14 protein-coding genes are annotated in these 16,021 nt (G+C 57.0%); 12 read left to right on the top strand and 2 right to left on the bottom strand.

The annotated features are described in order from the left end of the window. Positions 1–57 precede the first annotated feature (57 nt). A complete protein-coding gene (locus RAL88_RS14340; protein WP_306264439.1) occupies positions 58–576 on the bottom strand; it encodes a tetratricopeptide repeat protein in 519 nt (172 codons plus the stop codon). Positions 577–826: 250 nt separating this feature from the next. Between RAL88_RS14340 and RAL88_RS14335 the strand changes: the two genes are divergently transcribed. The 5 genes from RAL88_RS14335 (at position 827) to RAL88_RS14315 (ending at position 7,526) form a co-directional block, all read left to right on the top strand. Continuing rightward, positions 827–1,753 (top strand): PfkB family carbohydrate kinase, encoded by a 927-nt coding sequence (locus RAL88_RS14335; protein WP_306264437.1) that lies wholly within the window; start codon positions 827–829, stop codon positions 1,751–1,753. Beyond that, positions 1,750–2,805: a tagatose 1,6-diphosphate aldolase gene (locus RAL88_RS14330; protein WP_306264436.1), complete on the top strand. Its 1,056-nt coding sequence runs from the start codon at positions 1,750–1,752 to the stop codon at positions 2,803–2,805. The genes RAL88_RS14335 and RAL88_RS14330 overlap by 4 nt, the downstream gene beginning before the upstream one ends. Positions 2,806–2,816: 11 nt before the next feature. Further along, positions 2,817–4,202 carry an L-fucose/L-arabinose isomerase family protein gene (locus RAL88_RS14325; RefSeq protein WP_306264434.1) on the top strand — a complete coding sequence of 462 codons (1,386 nt, stop codon included), beginning with the start codon at positions 2,817–2,819 and terminating at the stop codon, positions 4,200–4,202. An 11-nt stretch (positions 4,203–4,213) separates the two neighbouring features. Then, complete coding sequence (locus RAL88_RS14320) at positions 4,214–6,319, top strand: TIM-barrel domain-containing protein (protein ID WP_306264432.1); 2,106 nt, start codon at positions 4,214–4,216, stop codon at positions 6,317–6,319. Between the two features lie 190 nt (positions 6,320–6,509). Continuing rightward, entirely contained in the window at positions 6,510–7,526 is a 1,017-nt protein-coding gene (locus RAL88_RS14315; RefSeq protein ID WP_306264430.1) for a PhnD/SsuA/transferrin family substrate-binding protein, read from the top strand. A 40-nt stretch (positions 7,527–7,566) separates the two neighbouring features. On the opposite strand, the gene RAL88_RS14310 is transcribed toward RAL88_RS14315, so the two are convergent. Further along, positions 7,567–9,363 (bottom strand): hypothetical protein, encoded by a 1,797-nt coding sequence (locus tag RAL88_RS14310; protein WP_306264428.1) that lies wholly within the window; start codon positions 9,361–9,363, stop codon positions 7,567–7,569. Between the two features lie 163 nt (positions 9,364–9,526). On the opposite strand from RAL88_RS14310, the gene RAL88_RS14305 reads away from it, so the two are divergent. The 7 genes from RAL88_RS14305 to hslU all read left to right on the top strand — a co-directional run bounded on the left by RAL88_RS14305 (position 9,527) and on the right by hslU (position 15,907). After that, entirely contained in the window at positions 9,527–10,966 is a 1,440-nt protein-coding gene (locus RAL88_RS14305) for a M17 family metallopeptidase (RefSeq protein ID WP_306264426.1), read from the top strand. A gap of 51 nt (positions 10,967–11,017) precedes the next feature. After that, positions 11,018–11,368 carry a MarR family transcriptional regulator gene (locus tag RAL88_RS14300; protein WP_306264425.1) on the top strand — a complete coding sequence of 117 codons (351 nt, stop codon included), beginning with the start codon at positions 11,018–11,020 and terminating at the stop codon, positions 11,366–11,368. Continuing rightward, on the top strand, positions 11,365–12,252 hold the full coding sequence (locus RAL88_RS14295; protein ID WP_306264423.1) for an NlpC/P60 family protein: 888 nt from the start codon (positions 11,365–11,367) through the stop codon (positions 12,250–12,252). The genes RAL88_RS14300 and RAL88_RS14295 overlap by 4 nt, the downstream gene beginning before the upstream one ends. An 85-nt stretch (positions 12,253–12,337) precedes the next feature. Continuing rightward, positions 12,338–12,895 (top strand): ATP-dependent protease subunit HslV, encoded by a 558-nt coding sequence (hslV, locus tag RAL88_RS14290; RefSeq protein WP_306264421.1) that lies wholly within the window; start codon positions 12,338–12,340, stop codon positions 12,893–12,895. Positions 12,896–12,906: 11 nt separating this feature from the next. Then, the gene (locus RAL88_RS14285; protein WP_306264419.1) at positions 12,907–14,067 is read left to right on the top strand and encodes a hypothetical protein; all 1,161 of its coding nucleotides are present in this window, start codon (positions 12,907–12,909) and stop codon (positions 14,065–14,067) included. An 11-nt stretch (positions 14,068–14,078) separates the two neighbouring features. Then, positions 14,079–14,603, top strand: coding sequence for a GNAT family N-acetyltransferase (locus RAL88_RS14280; protein ID WP_306264417.1), 525 nt, complete (start codon positions 14,079–14,081; stop codon positions 14,601–14,603). Beyond that, positions 14,600–15,907, top strand: a complete 1,308-nt coding sequence (gene hslU, locus RAL88_RS14275; RefSeq protein WP_306264415.1) for an ATP-dependent protease ATPase subunit HslU — start codon at positions 14,600–14,602, stop codon at positions 15,905–15,907. The genes RAL88_RS14280 and hslU overlap by 4 nt, the downstream gene beginning before the upstream one ends. The last annotated feature ends 114 nt before the right edge of the window (positions 15,908–16,021 follow it).

The raw sequence follows: 16,021 nt of genomic DNA, 5'->3' as shown, positions 1-16,021 counted from the left end.
GACCCTGTGTCAAAGCGGCCTTTTGGTTTTCAGCCTCCCGCCATGAGGTAGCTGCCTTCAATCTTCTGGATACAGGTGGTCCTTATAGTCTGAAATCAGGATCTCTGCTTTCGCAATCTGCTCAGGTGTCATTTTCTTGACCACCTCATTCATCGAAATGGCCGCGTCAGGATCACCGCCAATGGCCGACAGAACATACCAGGTATAGGCCCGCACCAGATCCGGTGCCGGAATGCCGCGTCCAACCTCGTAATACCAGCCAATGCCGGATTGCGCGCCGGGATGGCCCTTCAGCGAGGCGCGCAGATACCAGTCGAATGCGCGCTCATCGTCGCGGTTAACGCCAAGCCCCATCGCATACATGACCCCGATCAGTTCTTCCGCATCGGCATTTCCGCCCTGCGCCAGCGGCAGGAATATCTGCCGGGCTTCCTCAAACCGGCTTGCTTTCATGGCTGTCAGTCCGTCGAAAAAATCCTCGCCGGACGCGCTTTGCGACCAGATCGCGGCCAGCAACAGAAGCAAGGCAGAGGCTGTTGTGGCGCCACGGTAACGTGCAAAGTTGGGTTTAAGCATCGGTCTGTCCTTCGATAGCTCTCCCCACAATAGGAATCCGGAAGCGAAACGCAATGCCCACGGATGATCACGTCAGGTGCGACAGGCGTTTCGACGCGAAAGCCGTTCCCCGGATAAAGAGAGTCTTGTAAAAGACATAAGACTTCAATAGAGTTCTGGTCAGGCGCACAGCTTGTGGCGACCTCGCAGGCCTGAGATTGAAGCCTGAAATACCGGACTTACAAGTCGGAGCAAACTTCGGGAGTGGCGCATGGCCACGGTCATCACACTTGGCGTCGCCGTACAGGATTTCGTCTTTTCAGTCGACGAGATACCCAGCGAACCGCGCAAATACCGCGCCAGGGATTTCGCCGTCACCGGCGGGGGCTGTGCTGCCACCGCAGCCGTCGCTGTGGCCCGGCTCGGCGGTAACAGCCATCTGATCTCCCGCCTCGGCAATGATTTTACGGCGGACATCATCATCCGCGATCTTGAAACCGATCACGTCAATTGCGCCGGAGTCAGACGCTTTGATGGTCTGAAATCCCCCCTGTCGGCGATCATGGTGGACCAGACGGGCGAGCGCATGATCATGGGCTATCGAGACAATTCCATTCCCACAGACCCTGGCTTTGTAGCGGATTATTTTACTCGCGAAGCCGATGCTGTTGTTGCCGACAGCCGCTGGGCGGAAGGTGCGGTGCGGCTGTTTGAACTGGCGGCGGAAAAGGGCATTCCTGCGGTTCTGGATGGAGAGATGCCGTTTGGCAGTCCTGAACGGGCAGCAGTAATTCTGTCGAGCCATCCGGTTTTCTCCGCACAGGGCCTGCACGATTATGCCGGCGAGGACAATCTGCTGACGGGGTTACTCAGCGCCAGCGCAAGGCGCGAGGGGCGCTGGACGGCCGTCACTGATGGACCCAACGGTGTCTATGTCGCCCGCGATGGAGTGCTGCGTCATTTGCCCGGATTTGCGATAGATGTGGTAGACACACTGGGTGCCGGAGATGTCTGGCATGGCGCTTTCGCGCTGGCGCTGGCGGAGGGCCAGAGTGATGAGCAGGCGCTGGTTTTTGCTTCCGGCGCGGCCGCTTTGAAATGCACCCGGTTTGGCGGCCGCACAGGCACGCCTCGCCGTGCAGAGCTAAATCGTTTTCTTGAAAATCAAACACTCCAGATGGAGCCGATCTCCTTATGACAAATTCACTTTCTCCCGGAAAATTATGGAGCCTGCGCAGGATGGCTGACGGCGCCGGCCGGTTCAAAATGCTTGCGGTCGATCAGCGCCCGCCGATCAAGAATCCGATTGCCAAAATTCGCGGCACTGCAGAGGCGCCATATGAGGATGTGACGCGGTTCAAGCTGATGCTGCTGGAGGAGCTGCAATCCAGTGCCACGGCAATGCTGCTGGATCCGCATTATGCCCTGCCCAAGGGGCTGCGGATGGCCGATCCGGCCAGGGGGCTGATCGTGACCCTGGAGGATTCGCTGTTTGAAGAAACCGAAAACGGCCGCATATCGTCGGAAATAGACGATTGGAGCGTCGAGAAAATCAAACGCGTTGGCGGCGATGCGGTCAAAGTGCTTGCCTGGTATCGCCCGGATGCATCTGCGGCGGCCTGTCAGGCGCAAAAGGATTTCACCAAACGCATTGGTGACGCCTGTGCCAGATATGACATTCCGTTCCTGTTTGAACTGCTGGTCTATCCGCTGGCCCATGACGCGCATCAGACCAAGGATTATGTCGAGATGCAGGGCAAGGATTCAGCCCATGTGCTGGGCAGTGTCGCGGAATTTGCCCATCCCGATTACGGCATTGATGTCTTCAAGCTTGAAAGCCCTGTCAGCGCCGCTGTCGCCGCCGGAAACGGGTCGATGGGATCGGATGCGATCCAGGCCCTTTTTGATGAAATGGGGCGCTTGTCGGCACGGCCCTGGGTGATGCTGTCGGCGGGCGCTGACAAGGCCGCATTCAGCAGTATTCTTGAGTATGCCTATAAGGCCGGAGCTTCGGGCTATCTCGCCGGGCGGGCGATCTGGCTGGATGCCTTTGGGGCATTTCCCGACTGGGATGCAATACGTGCCGGTCTGCAAGCTGATGCAGTGCCCTATATGCGCTCGATCAACGCATTGACAGACGCGAACGCACTTCCCTGGTTCAATCACCAGCGCTACAACGGAACAAGCAGTCCCGATGTTGTTGTTGAAGACGCGGATGCGCATTTCCGAAACACTTACGCCGGGTTTTAAGAGGAGATGATATGTCCAGCATTGGTGTACTGGCACTTGGCCGGCCGACCTTCGATGTAGCGTTTGCTGAAGAGCTGCTGGGACAAGCCAGGCAGGCGCTGCTGAAAAGCGGCCATGACATCATTGGCGGCGAGACACTGCTGCTTGATGCTGATGCGACACTGGCAGCGCTGGAAGCCTTGAAGACGCAGCATCTCGACCTTGTGCTGATCCTTCAGGTTACCTTTACCGATGCCAGTATGACGATCAGAATTGCCGATCAGCTGGCTGCTCCGCTGGCCCTGTGGGCTTTTCCCGAACCCCGTCTTGGTGGCCGGCTGCGGCTGAATGCATTTTGCGGCCTCAACCTGGCCGCGCATGCGCTGGGGTTGAACGACACAGCGTTTTCCTATGCCTATAGCGCCCCGCAAGACACCGATGTGGTGACGCTGCTGGACGATTTTCTATCCGGCGACAGAGAAGCGACTCCGCGCTTTGGCGAAGATGCAAACGCGGATACCAGCGCGGTTGCTCCGGTGATCGAGCGGCTGAAAGGCAAACGTATTGGCCGCATCGGAGACCATCCGGACGGCTTTGCAACCTGCCGTTACAACTCCAAAACCATCGAAAAACTGACCGGCGTTACGGTCGATGAAATCGCCCTTGACGATCTGTTTGAAACTGCACGGGATATTCCGGCGCAGAGCATCGCCGCCAGCCGAAGCAAAGTTGCGGATTTGCGCGGTCTTGGCGAACTTGACCAGCCGCAACTGGAGCGCTCGCTGGCCTTGCACGGAGCCTTGCAGGCGCTGCAGCAAGGCAAGGATTACAGCGCTTTTGCCATCCGGTGCTGGCCGGAAACCTTTACCGAATATGGCGCAGCCGTTTGCGGCCCGGTGGGTATGATGGGTGAAGCCAGAATCCCATGCGCCTGCGAAGCGGATGTCTATGGCGCTCTGACCAATCTGCTGGTTCAGGAACTGACCGGCATGCCGCCCTTTCTCGTCGATCTGGTCGATCTGGATGAAGCCAGCGAAACCGGAGTGGTGTGGCATTGCGGACAGGCACCGGTTTCCATGTGCGAGCCTGAATTCCAGCCGAAAGCCGCCATTCATTCCAACCGAAAAATGCCACTTCTGTTTGAATTTCCGCTCAAACCGGGACGGGTGACGCTGGCCCGCATCAGCCAGGCGCGTGGCGCGCAAAGCCTGTTTCTGGCGACCGGCGAAATGCAGCAGGCCCCGCTGGCGTTTTCCGGAACCGCCGGCGTTCTCAGCTTTGATGCGGGGATCAAGTCCACTTTGAAAACCGTGATGGATGCCGGATTGGAACACCATACGACGCTGGCTTACGGCAACCATGCGGAAGCTTTGACGGCCGCAGCCAGTGTGCTTGGCCTTCCCGTTATCATGGCGTGAGAGAGATTGAGATGAGTGCCCTTGGAAAGACCGCCAACATCGACAATGCAGCGCCATTCGACATCCTGAATCCGAACTGGAGCGCCTGCCGCCAGACGGAAATTCTCGGTACTGCCAGTGTTGTCGCGCCAGGACAGCTGGTGTTTGAAACCACCGACGGCCCGTTTCGCGTGACAACGCTTGAAAATGGCGTGCGGCTTAATCTTGGACCGCATAACAGGCCGGTTTACGGCATACTGGATGGCGAACCGGAACCGGTCGCGGCGGAAATCTCCGGTGGCGAGGGGAAAACCACGATCAGTTGGGGATTTTTCACGCTGACCGTACGACACCAGCCGATGGCGATTGACTTTCGCAGATGGGACCGTCCGGTGCTGGAATCGGCCCGCGACGGGCATTTTGTACGCGAATTCCGCCTGCCGCCCTTTGCACGGGTCGATAAGGGATGGCTGGTCAATCTGGATCTGACCAGCCAGGACCCGGTTTACGGGCTTGGCGAGAAGTGGGGCCCGCTCGACAAGCGCGGTCAGCTTGTCCATTCGTTCACCCACGATGCGCTGGGTGTCAATTCCGAACGCTCTTACAAAAACTGCCCGTTTGCCTGGTCACCGGCGGGCTGGGGCATCTTTGTCCACACCCCCGCACCAGTATTGCATGCGATCGGGTTTTCGCAATGGTCACACCGCGCTTACGGACTGCTGGTAGAAGATGAGGCGATTGATTTGTTTCTCATTGCCGGCAAAACGCCCGAACAGATATTGGAGCGCTATACGCGTCTCACCGGCCGGCCTGTGATGCCGCCATTGTGGAGCCTTGGTGCGATCCTGTCGAAAGCCTATTATCAAACGCCAGCTGAGTTTCTGGAGGCTGCCCGCACGGTGCGCAGTTACGGGATGCCCTGCGATACCATCACGTTTGATGGCCGCGCCTGGCAGGATACCGATACACGGTTCCATTTCGATTTCGATCCGAAACGCTTTGAGGACCCGAAAAGCATTATCGATCAGGTCAAGGCGATGGGGTTTCATGTCTGCTGCTGGGAATACCCACTCGTCTCCGTCAACAGTCCGATCTATGACGAGTTGAGCGACAAGGGCTATTTTCTAACCGACCGGCGAAGCGGCCTGCCCTACCGCTATGAATGGGACATGGAGCCGTTCGGCAAGGTCCTGACGCCGCTACCGGATTCAAGCCTGATCGATTTTACCAACCCGGCGGCCTATGCTTGGTGGCGCGATGAACACAAGGCCCTGTTTGACCTTGGCGTCGACATGATCAAGAGCGATTTTGGCGAACAGGTCGAGCCGGACTGCCAGGCTTATAATGGCGATACCGGCAAACGGCTGCATAATGTCTATCCGCTGCTGTATAATCGCTGCGTTTTTGAAGCATCAGAGATGTATGCCAAAAACGGTGCCTGCCTGCTTGCCCGTGCCGGCTGGGCCGGTTCGCAGCGCTATCCGGCGCAGTGGGGCGGCGATCCGCAGGCAGATTGGGAGGGCCTCGCAGCCTCGCTGCGCGGCGGCCTGTCCTGGGCCAATTCGGGAGCTGCCTGCTACGCCACCGATATTGGCGGATTCTATGGCGATACACGGGATGCGGAACTGTTTGTGCGCTGGACCCAGGCGGCTGTGTTCTCATCCCATATGCGGTTTCACGGCATAGGCGACCGGGCTCCCTGGTCGTATGGCGAGCGCCCGGCAAATGCTGTGATGACGGCTTTGAAGCTGCGCTACAGATTGCTGCCCTATCTATGGAAAGCGCTGGAAACCGCCTGCGAAACGGGCCTGCCGGTGCAGCGCCCGATGGCGGTCGCATGTCCCCACGATCCCGCCTCATGGAGTTTTGATCTGCAATTCATGTTCGGGCCGGACATTCTGGTTTCACCGATCGTGCGTCCGCAAGGCATCGGCCGAACCTATCTGCCGGTCGGCAACTGGTGTCATCTGGTGACCAATGAAGCTATCACCGGAGGCACCGTCATCAACCACAATCTGGATCTGGAAGATATGGCCGTTTATGTGCGGCAAGGTGCGACCATCGCCTTTGGACCATCTGTGCAGCACACCGGCGAAATCGGTAATCTGCCTCTGATCGAGGAACAGCGCCAGTACTGATCCTGAAGGTCGCATGGCTGTGAACCGATTCGGATTTTGTGTGACACATTCCACAGATTGAGCCTTGTTTTGGCCAGGATATGTTTGCAAACGCTTCAACATCAGTCCATTTGTTGCACCCTGGATCGTTTCATGGATTCATTTGCGGGCGCAATATCCGAATTGAGTCCGGTCATTCGAGGAACCGATAATGAATCTGCCTGCTCTTGTTCAGCGTATCGGTGTTCAGCGTATTGCTCTCGCGTGCCTGTTTGTGATTGCAATGTCGGCCAGCGGATGGGCACAGCAAACACGGCCAATATCCACCTTGCGGATCGGGGTCGTCGTCGGAGACAATCCGAATTACACTTTACGGCGGATGGAACCCTTCCGCCTTTACCTGCAGGACCGGCTGCAGCGCCGCGTTACGATTGAAGGAACCCACAGCTTTCAAAACCTCATGGAAGTGCAGGCCAGCGGCCGGATCCATTATGCGATTTATTCCGCGTCCGCATATGCGCGAGCCTGGGCCAGTTGCCGCTGTGTGGAACCGCTTGCCGCACCCAAATCGATGAGCGGAGGATATGGCATCAAGTCGGTGTTGCTGGTCGACAGCACCACATCTTTTCAATCGCTTGAAGATCTTGATAATAAACGCGTGCTGTACACATCCCCTGCGACACTTGCCGGCCATCTGGTACCAGCCAGAGCGATGTCACTGCTGAGCGGAGGTGAACGGTTTGTGTTTGCCGATGCTGATGTGACCCGCGATGCGTCAGCCAGTCTGAAGGCTCTTAATTCGGGTACTGCAGATGGCGTTTTCGGCTGGGAAGGGGCGGAAGGTCCGGTCCGTGGAACGGTTGAAGCTGCGGAGCAAAGCGGTGTACTTGAGCCGGGTGCTACCCGCACAATCTGGCGCTCCGCACTGTTGCCTCATGGGCCGCATGCAGTCCTGAACGATCTTCCCGAAGACATCATCAATACGTTGCGAACAGCCCTGACGGATCTGGACAGGAACAATGTCACGCCAGTCTTGCGTGTGCAAAGCATTGGCAGTTCCAACACTGAACAGACGACTATCGAGACCACTTATACCGCGGCCGAAATTCTGGATTCAGTGGATGTCATTTATGGCGGCGGCTTTGTTGCGGTCAGCCATTATGACTATCTGCCGATCCTCAACGTGCTTGGCTGGGGTACGGAAAACGAAGTCCCTGCTTGGCCTTAACAGGGGACGCAACTGAGCCAAACCGGACCTTTTGGAAACCTTATCCGGTCTTGCGCAGAACAGCATCGATTTCTTCAGCTGGAACCGGCCGGGCACCGTTGCCGGCGGTTCTGAAGGCGGGCAATTGCAGGACGATCCTGACCGGCAGGGCGGCGGTATCGAAATAAACAAGCTGCCCGCCAGCTTCCTTGAGCGCCTTTTTCAAGGCGCCGAGATTATGCGTCCAGCTCATCATCTCACTCTGGCTCTCGGCACTTCGGGCATCCGGCACCGGCACCTGTTCGATGCAGAATTCAGCCATTCCTCCGCGCACCAGCTTGGAATTGATGCGGATTTGCGGCGCCAGTTCGCCGCTTTTTGAAAACACCGTATTATAGGCCTGTCTGAGCGCATTGCGCACTTTCTCCGGATTGCCGCTGACAGCCTCCAAGGCCGTATGCTCAAGATCCGAAGGAGCCTCGCCCATATCGACATTTTCTTCATACCACTCGAGAATAAGGCGTTCCACGCTGATGAAAACCGATGTTTCATCTGCGATATCAGCAGGATCAGAAGTGGGCTTACAGATGGTGTAAAAGGCGTCAAGTTGCCTCTGTAGCAGGATTTCGTGCCGCTTGGCCTTGCGATTAATGACCCTGAGCGCGCGCGCTTCCTGCTCTTTTGAGACCATCCGGGTGAAGAATGTGGTGGCATCTGCGAGTATGACCTGAATCGCTGCGCTTTTTCTGGCCTCAGAAGGTGCCATAGTGGTGACATCGATAAAGCAGATCTTGCTGTTGCCCTTGGCCGTATGCACCATCGCCTGCCCCTGATAGGCCCCATTCCCGCTCAGTTGAGCCAGTTCCAGCGGGCTGCCCTGATGATGCTCGGCAATTGTGGTGAACAGAAAATCGAGGTCTTTCAGTTGCGAAGAATTCTCCTTCTCGAAAAACAGTGCTGCCGCGTCATTGCCCTCGCTGAAGCGTCCATTGGCATTGAATTTCAAAATCGGCAGACCGGATTTCTGGAAGGCGTGACGGAGTGGCGCAAGCTCGCTTTCGCGGAGATAATGCATGTGAGCGATCAGGGCATCAAGCGCTTTTCCGGTATCGCCTATTGTATCTTTACGCTGCCATTTCAAACGGCAGGAATCGACATTCGTCCGCGCAGTCGCCGCTCGTGTTGCGGCGCGCTGAATGCGCCAGTGCGGTCCGAGAATGAAGGCAAGCACGAGGCCGGAGGCGAGTATTGCTATAACCGAAGCAGTTACCGCATAGCGGACAATTCGCTCTGGAAATGTGCGGTCCGCCGCCAGTTTTGAAAACACATGCCCCGGCCCGGGAATACGCAGGATCACGTCATAGGTGGCGCCGGTGTCGATTGTCGATAATGATACATCGACAATCTTTTCCTTTGCGGAATAGCGAGAGGAGTTTCCATCAATATAGACATTCTGCCAGGTCAGGTTGGGCAATTGGCCGAAACTTGCGAGCGTGTTACCAGTGGGACTGAGAACGATGCCTCCCAGAATAACGTCTTGCAGAATGAATAATTTGCCGAGATCGGCAGTCTGCGATGCGTCAAGAAAATCATGTCCGTCAACACCGGCCTGCCAGGCCAGCAGTATGCGCTCGATCGAGTTTTCAATCGAAGCGTTTGTGCGGCGCTCCCGGTCGGCGCGGTCCCAAACGTTCAACGCCAGAAAACTGGCAACGGAGACGACAATCCAAACCCGGAAGAACAGCCTTATTGCCGGGATCGATTGATGGAATCTGGCCGACATTGTGCCATTGCCTTCGGCACCCATAAGCACGCCAGCAGCAATGGATGAATCTTCGAACGAGGCGCCAGACGCCATATTTCACCAGGAATGTTGGTACGAGATCAGGTAAAACCTAGTGGTAAAGTGTTGATAAACCATTTCTCCGGAACGCCGGGTCCGGATGGCTGGAACTTTCGCACTTTGCGAATTGGGGGCCAGATGTTAGAGCCAACGAAATATCAGTCAAATGGACCAGTTGATGAGTGACACTTTCGCGTTTCAGAGTTTTGATCCCGGTTTTACCGATACTGCAGCTGCGAACCAGTGTGTGCCGATCTATCTGCTGTCGGCAGACAATATCACATTTGAAGATGATACTTATGAACTGACCAGCCTGCGTGCCAAGAACTGGATCAAGGCATCGAATTTCACGGCTTCAGGCGGAAATGTTCTTCTGGTTCCCGATGATGAGGGCCTGCTCGCCTGTGTCGTGCTCGGTCTTGGGGCGCCGACTGTTGCGGAGCAGGACCCTCTGGTTGTCGGAGCCTTGCCGCAGCAGCTTCCCGGCGGCGATTACAAATTAGCCTATGGCGAGGACGAGTCGCGTGACCGGCACCATGACGCCCTGGCCTGGGCTCTGGGAACATACCGCTTTGAACGCTACAAAAAGACACCTGCCGCACGGCCAAAGCTGCGGCTTGATGATGGCGTTGAAGAGCGGGACGAATTGGTTGCTGTGGCTCGCGCCACGGCTTTTGGACGCGATCTCATCACAACACCCGCCAATGATATGGGACCGCAGCAGATTGCTGAAGCCGCACAGGCTCTGGCGGCTGCCTATGACGTGCCGTGCCACATTATTACCGGCGCGGAATTGCTGACGGCGAATTTTCCCCTGGTGCATGCCGTGGGCCGGGCCAGTGATCAGGCGCCGCGCCTGATTGATGTTTCCTGGGGCGCAGACAGCGACCCCAAAGTCACCCTGGTGGGCAAGGGTGTGGCATTTGATACCGGTGGGCTTGATATCAAATCCGCATCCGGCATGATCCTGATGAAGAAGGATATGGGCGGTGCGGCCAACGTTCTGGCGCTGGCATCGGCGATTATGGCAAACGCATTGCCGGTGCGGTTGCGGGTGATCATTCCGGCAGTTGAAAACGCCATTTCCGGCTCGGCTTTCCGGCCGGGCGATATTCTGACCAGCCGGTCCGGACGCACGGTTGAAATCGGCAATACGGACGCGGAAGGCCGCTTGATCCTTGCCGACGCCCTGACGCTGGCCGATGAGGACCATCCTGACCTGATCATTGATATGGCAACGCTGACCGGCGCCGCCAGAGTTGCCCTTGGCACCGATATTCCGGGCCTGTTTTCAAACAATGATGAATTTGCTGCCGGGCTGCAGGCAACAGCTTTGCGGGAAGCCGATCCGCTGTGGCACATGCCGTTGTGGCAACCCTACCGGAATTTGCTCGACAGCAAGATTGCCGACATCAATCACATTTCTCCGGGGGGATATGGCGGTGCAATCACCGCTGCGCTGTTTCTATCCAGCTTTGTGTCAGCGCAAACGCGCTGGGCTCACATTGATCTGATGGCCTATAACCTTGCGGCAAAACCCGGCAAACCAATTGGCGGCGAAACCCAGGGCATGCGGGCGCTTTATCACCATCTGAAAGCGCTTTACGCAAAAGCCTAAAAAAGATACGGTTCCGAAACGAAGTCTTGTTTGTGGAATGTATGCGTATCCATGTCGGTCAATTTACGTCCTGCCCAAGCGCTCTATCTGTGGCATAAGGCCAATCTGGCAATGGTGCTGGATGACGAGCCTGACTTGTCCCAACGCCAGTGGACAGTTTTGCTGTCGATCTATCTTGAGTCGCCGCCGCATACGGTCCGTGGCCTGGCGAAAAAGCTGAGCGTTACGAAGCCTGTGATTACACGCGCGCTTGATACAATGGGCGGCTGGGGTCTGGTATCAAGACGCAGAGATCCCGATGACCGGCGCAATGTGGTTATCCAGCGCACGGTGGCCGGTTCGTTGTTTCTGGAACGTGTGGGCGATGTCATTGCCCGGCAGGCCCTGGAGGTTCCCAGATGAATTCCATTTCCAGCCTTGACCGCAGATTACATGCATACCGGGATGATCTGGCCGATGAACGGCTCAGGGACCGCGTCAGTGCCGCACAATATGTTGCCGGCAAAAACTGCGTCATCGTCACCGCAACGGCGCCAATTCACCGCAGCCCTGATCGCGGATCAACCATGGAAACCGAGGCGTTGATGGGCGAAGTCTTCAACGTGTTTGAAACCAGCGCAGGCTGGTGCTGGGGGCAATTGGCCAGCGACGATTATGTCGGTTACATGCCGGCAGAGGCGCTGCTGCCACAAGATCAGGCTGTGGTTTGCGACACTCAGATCACAGTGCAGCGAACCTTTGTCTACCCGAAAGCGGAATTGCGCGATCCGCCCTTGCTGGATCTGTCGATGGGCGCGCACCTCAGCGTCACCGGAACGGCCGAGACGCGCGGAACCGCCTACAAGCTGGTGCAAATGCCCGACGGGCGTCGCGGCGCTGTGATTGCAAGACATGCGGACAGGCTGGACAATCCGGCCGGTGACTGGGTAGCGCAGGCTGAGCTGTTTCTCCATGTGCCCTATCTGTGGGGCGGGCGTTCCAGTCTCGGCCTGGACTGTTCGGCACTTGTGCAGATCTCGCGGCAGAGCGCCGGCAAGACAGCACCACGGGATTCTGACATGCAGGGCAGGATGGGGCGGAAGCTTGATCTCACGCCGGATTTCGCAGGCCTGCAGCGCGGCGATCTGATTTTCTGGCCCGGACATGTCGCGATCATGCTGGATGAGAGCCGCATCATTCACTGCAACGGGCACCACATGGCAACAGAAATTGAACCGCTGGCGCAGGCAGAAGCGCGGATCGCTGCCCATTACGGCAAAATAAGCCACGCCATGCGCCCCGATTAGGACTGGCCGGCAGCAGCAGGTACCGAGTATTGCAGCCTGTAACGAAATGCCTACATAGGGCTTTCACATCTGGAGCGAATTTCTTATGACCGACACGCACGCAACGCCGGTCTGGCATGGCACGACCATTTTGACCGTTCGCAAGGGCGGCAAGGTCGTGATTGCCGGGGATGGTCAGGTCAGTCTCGGGCAGACAATTATCAAGCATAATGCCAAGAAAGTGCGCCCACTTGGCCGCGGCCAGGTGATTGCCGGCTTTGCCGGGGCAACAGCCGATGCATTCACCCTGTTTGAGCGCCTGGAAGCCAAGCTGGAGCAATATCCCGATCAACTGACACGGGCCTGTGTGGATCTGGCTAAGGACTGGCGCACAGACCGCTATTTGCGGCGTCTGGAAGCGATGATGCTGGTTGCCGACAAAACTGTTTCGCTGGTGCTGACAGGCACAGGCGATGTGCTGGAACCGCCCGGCGGCGTTATGGGCATCGGCTCGGGCGGCAATTACGCCCTGTCCGCCGCCAAGGCACTGATTGATCTGGATATGTCGGCGGAAGATATTGCCCGCAAATCCATGGCGATCGCCGCCGAAATCTGTGTCTATACCAACGACCAGGTGATCGTGGAAAGCCTCGACAGCGACTAATCCGGACCATAATGACTCACCAGATTGACCTTCGTGCGGCGGTGGACGCCGGTATCATCAGCCCCGATCAGGCTGCTGGTCTGGTTGCGTTCAGCAATCGTGCGCTGCTTAAAACCGTGGCGGATACCAGCCGGGCCACAGATGACCGCGAAACCTTTCGGCTGATCGGCGGGTTTAACGATATTTTCGTGACCATCGGGATCATTCTGCTGCTGGCCGGGGCCGCCTTCTCTCTGGATTCGGTTTTTGGCCGCTCGATGCAGCTGCAGTTTGCAATTATGGCGGGCCTCATATGGCTGCTGGCGGAATATATCAGCCGGATCAAGCGGATGAAGCTGCCGAGCACGGTGCTGGCTCTGGGATTTCTGTTTTGTATCAGCAGCCTGCTGCAAATCTGGCTGACACGCCGGTTTGATTTCGCTGAGCCGGACAACGCCCTGGCCGCTCTGGTGCTGCTGGATCAGGGGCAAATCGCCGGATTGATCAGTTTTTCCGTCATTCTGGTTGTTTCCGGGATCTATTTCTGGCGCTTTCGTGTGCCGGTGCAGGCCGCTATCATCGCCCTGGCTGCTACCGGTCTGGTGACAGTGGCGGCCAGCGAATTGTTTATGGATGAAGTGGCGCGAGGCCAGGTGCAGCTTTCAAATGTGGCCGATGTCGTGCTTCTGATCCAGCGCCTGCTGGTGCTGCCGCTGATTTGCGGGCTGGTGATATTTGCCACCGGCATCTATTTTGATTTCAAAGACAGAAACCGCCTCTCCACCCTGTCCGACGCCGCCTTCTGGCTGCATCTGATTTCCGCGCCGATGATTGTTCATCCGCTGTTTATTCTGTCCAGCGGTCAGGATGTCGGCTTTGGCGCGATTGAGCCGGGCGCTCTGGCAACGGCCGGTCTTGTCAGCCTGATGATCGTCATTGTCCTGATTTCGCTGGCGATTGACCGCCGCGCCCTGCTGATCCCGACACTGACCTATTTTGGCGCGCTTGGTATTTACCGGATTGTTGAAAATGCCTCCGACAATACCGGTATTCCGGCCTTTGCCCTGGTTTTGCTGGTGATCGGCGCGCTGATCATCATATTTGGCATGGGCTGGCAGCGAATTCGCGGGATCGTGATCGGCAGCATTCTGCCGGATCGCTGGCTGGCGGCCCTGCCCCCGATAAAAGCATGAGGCGCTGGTAATTGCCCGCTTGCGCACCACATATCGGGTTCGACGCTTTGACAGAGGCCGCGCTGCCGTTGTTGAAAGTCTGGCTGAAAGAACCGCATGTGCAGTTGTGGTGGGGTGATCCCGAGCGCGAAATCGAGTTGATGCGTCAGACAATTGGCAATGCTGCTGAACAGGGATTTGTTGTCACGGTGGACAGCAGGCCGGTGGGTTACATCCAGTGCTGGCGTCCTGCCATGTATAGCGATGAAGCGCCCTGGGCCGTAGAGCTGGAGCAGAAGGCCATCGCCATTGATATGTTTATCGGAGCAGCGCGGGACACCGGAAAAGGACTTGGCGTGCTCATCGTCCGTGGCTTTTGCGCCCGGTTGTTTGAAGAGGGCGCAGATTATCTTGTGATCGACCCTGATGCGGATAATAAGTTCGCTATCAGAGCCTACCAAAAAGCAGGGTTTGAACCCTTGCGCGACTATCGCACGCCAGACGGCGTGACACATATTATGGACCTAACAAAAATCCGTTTTCAGAGGACTGTATGAGCAATTTTTCTCCACGCGAGATCGTCTCGGAACTCGACCGCCATATTATTGGCCAGAAGGACGCCAAGCGCGCTGTCGCAGTGGCGTTGCGCAATCGTTGGCGCCGTATGCAACTGGAAGGGGTGATGCGCGAGGAAGTGCTGCCCAAAAACATTCTGATGATCGGGCCGACCGGCGTCGGCAAGACCGAGATCGCCCGGCGGCTGGCAAAACTGGCCAATGCGCCGTTTATCAAGATTGAAGCCACCAAATTCACCGAGGTCGGCTATGTGGGGCGCGATGTCGAGCAGATTATCCGGGATCTGATTGAGGTTGCAATTTCCCAGACGCGGGAAAAGAGCCGCAAAACCGTTGAAGCCAAAGCGCATCTGCAAGCCGAAGAACGGGTGCTGGATGCCCTGGTTGGCGATACCGCAAGTCCGAGCACGCGGGAATCCTTCCGCAAGAAATTGCGCGACGGCAGCATGGATGACAAGGAAATCGAGATCGATGTGCGCGATACCTCCAATCCGTTAGGCGGAATGGATATTCCCGGCATGCCCGGCGGCAGCGTCGGAGTGATGAATCTCAATGATCTGTTCGGCAAGGCAATGGGCGGGCGCACCAAGAAACGCCGCGTCAATGTGCGCGAAAGCTATGATTTGCTGTTGAGCGAAGAAGCCGACAAGATGCTGGATGAAGAGCAGGTTGTTGCTGATGCAATCACAATGGTGGAAAATGACGGCATCGTGTTTCTCGACGAAATCGACAAAATCTGTGCGCGCGCAGATCGCGGCGGCGCCGAGGTCTCGCGCGAAGGCGTGCAGCGTGATCTGCTGCCGCTGATCGAAGGCACAACGGTGGCCACCAAACACGGTCCGGTCAAGACCGATCATATTCTGTTTATTGCCTCCGGCGCGTTCCATGTCGCCAAACCGGCGGATCTGCTGCCTGAACTGCAAGGTCGCCTGCCGATCCGGGTTGAATTGCGGGCGCTGGAACAAGAAGATTTTGAACGCATTCTGACAGAACCCGAAGCCAGCCTGATCAAGCAGTACAAGGCGCTGTTGGCAACCGAGGACGTGACGCTGGAATTCACCGAGGATTCTATCACCGAGATTGCCCGTCTTGCCGTGCAGATCAATGCATCGGTGGAGAATATCGGCGCCAGACGGCTGCAGACCATTCTGGAAAAGCTGCTGGAAGAAATCAGTTTCACAGCAACGGATCGTGGTGGCGAAACCATCCAGATCGATGCTGAACTGGTGCGCACCAATGTGGCGGAACTGGCCAAGGATACGGATTTGAGCCGGTTTATTCTATAAATATCAGCAGCCGCTAGCATTTCAGCAGACCGGCTGTGACATTTTTCAGCTGCGTGCCGGTCTGTTGGAAGGGCTCGGTGCTTGACACACGGAGCCTTTCACCGGAAAAGCGAA

The sequence above is a fragment of the Pararhizobium sp. IMCC3301 genome, assembly GCF_030758315.1.
Taxonomy (GTDB): domain Bacteria; phylum Pseudomonadota; class Alphaproteobacteria; order Rhizobiales.
Note: the sequence above shows the minus strand (reverse complement) of the source record. Positions and strands in the feature narration are given on the sequence as shown.

What these genes read in the sequence shown, in the direction of transcription:
- RAL88_RS14310 (WP_306264428.1), bottom strand. Translation starts at nt 9,363, where the DNA reads ATGGCGTCTGGCGCCTCGTTCGAAGATTCATCCATTGCTGCTGGCGTG.
- RAL88_RS14320 (WP_306264432.1), top strand. Translation starts at nt 4,214, where the DNA reads ATGAGTGCCCTTGGAAAGACCGCCAACATCGACAATGCAGCGCCATTC.
- RAL88_RS14335 (WP_306264437.1), top strand. Translation starts at nt 827, where the DNA reads ATGGCCACGGTCATCACACTTGGCGTCGCCGTACAGGATTTCGTCTTT.
- RAL88_RS14330 (WP_306264436.1), top strand. Translation starts at nt 1,750, where the DNA reads ATGACAAATTCACTTTCTCCCGGAAAATTATGGAGCCTGCGCAGGATG.
- hslU (WP_306264415.1), top strand. Translation starts at nt 14,600, where the DNA reads ATGAGCAATTTTTCTCCACGCGAGATCGTCTCGGAACTCGACCGCCAT.
- RAL88_RS14340 (WP_306264439.1), bottom strand. Translation starts at nt 576, where the DNA reads ATGCTTAAACCCAACTTTGCACGTTACCGTGGCGCCACAACAGCCTCT.
- RAL88_RS14315 (WP_306264430.1), top strand. Translation starts at nt 6,510, where the DNA reads ATGAATCTGCCTGCTCTTGTTCAGCGTATCGGTGTTCAGCGTATTGCT.
- RAL88_RS14285 (WP_306264419.1), top strand. Translation starts at nt 12,907, where the DNA reads ATGACTCACCAGATTGACCTTCGTGCGGCGGTGGACGCCGGTATCATC.
- RAL88_RS14305 (WP_306264426.1), top strand. Translation starts at nt 9,527, where the DNA reads ATGAGTGACACTTTCGCGTTTCAGAGTTTTGATCCCGGTTTTACCGAT.
- RAL88_RS14295 (WP_306264423.1), top strand. Translation starts at nt 11,365, where the DNA reads ATGAATTCCATTTCCAGCCTTGACCGCAGATTACATGCATACCGGGAT.
- RAL88_RS14300 (WP_306264425.1), top strand. Translation starts at nt 11,018, where the DNA reads ATGTCGGTCAATTTACGTCCTGCCCAAGCGCTCTATCTGTGGCATAAG.
- RAL88_RS14325 (WP_306264434.1), top strand. Translation starts at nt 2,817, where the DNA reads ATGTCCAGCATTGGTGTACTGGCACTTGGCCGGCCGACCTTCGATGTA.
- hslV (WP_306264421.1), top strand. Translation starts at nt 12,338, where the DNA reads ATGACCGACACGCACGCAACGCCGGTCTGGCATGGCACGACCATTTTG.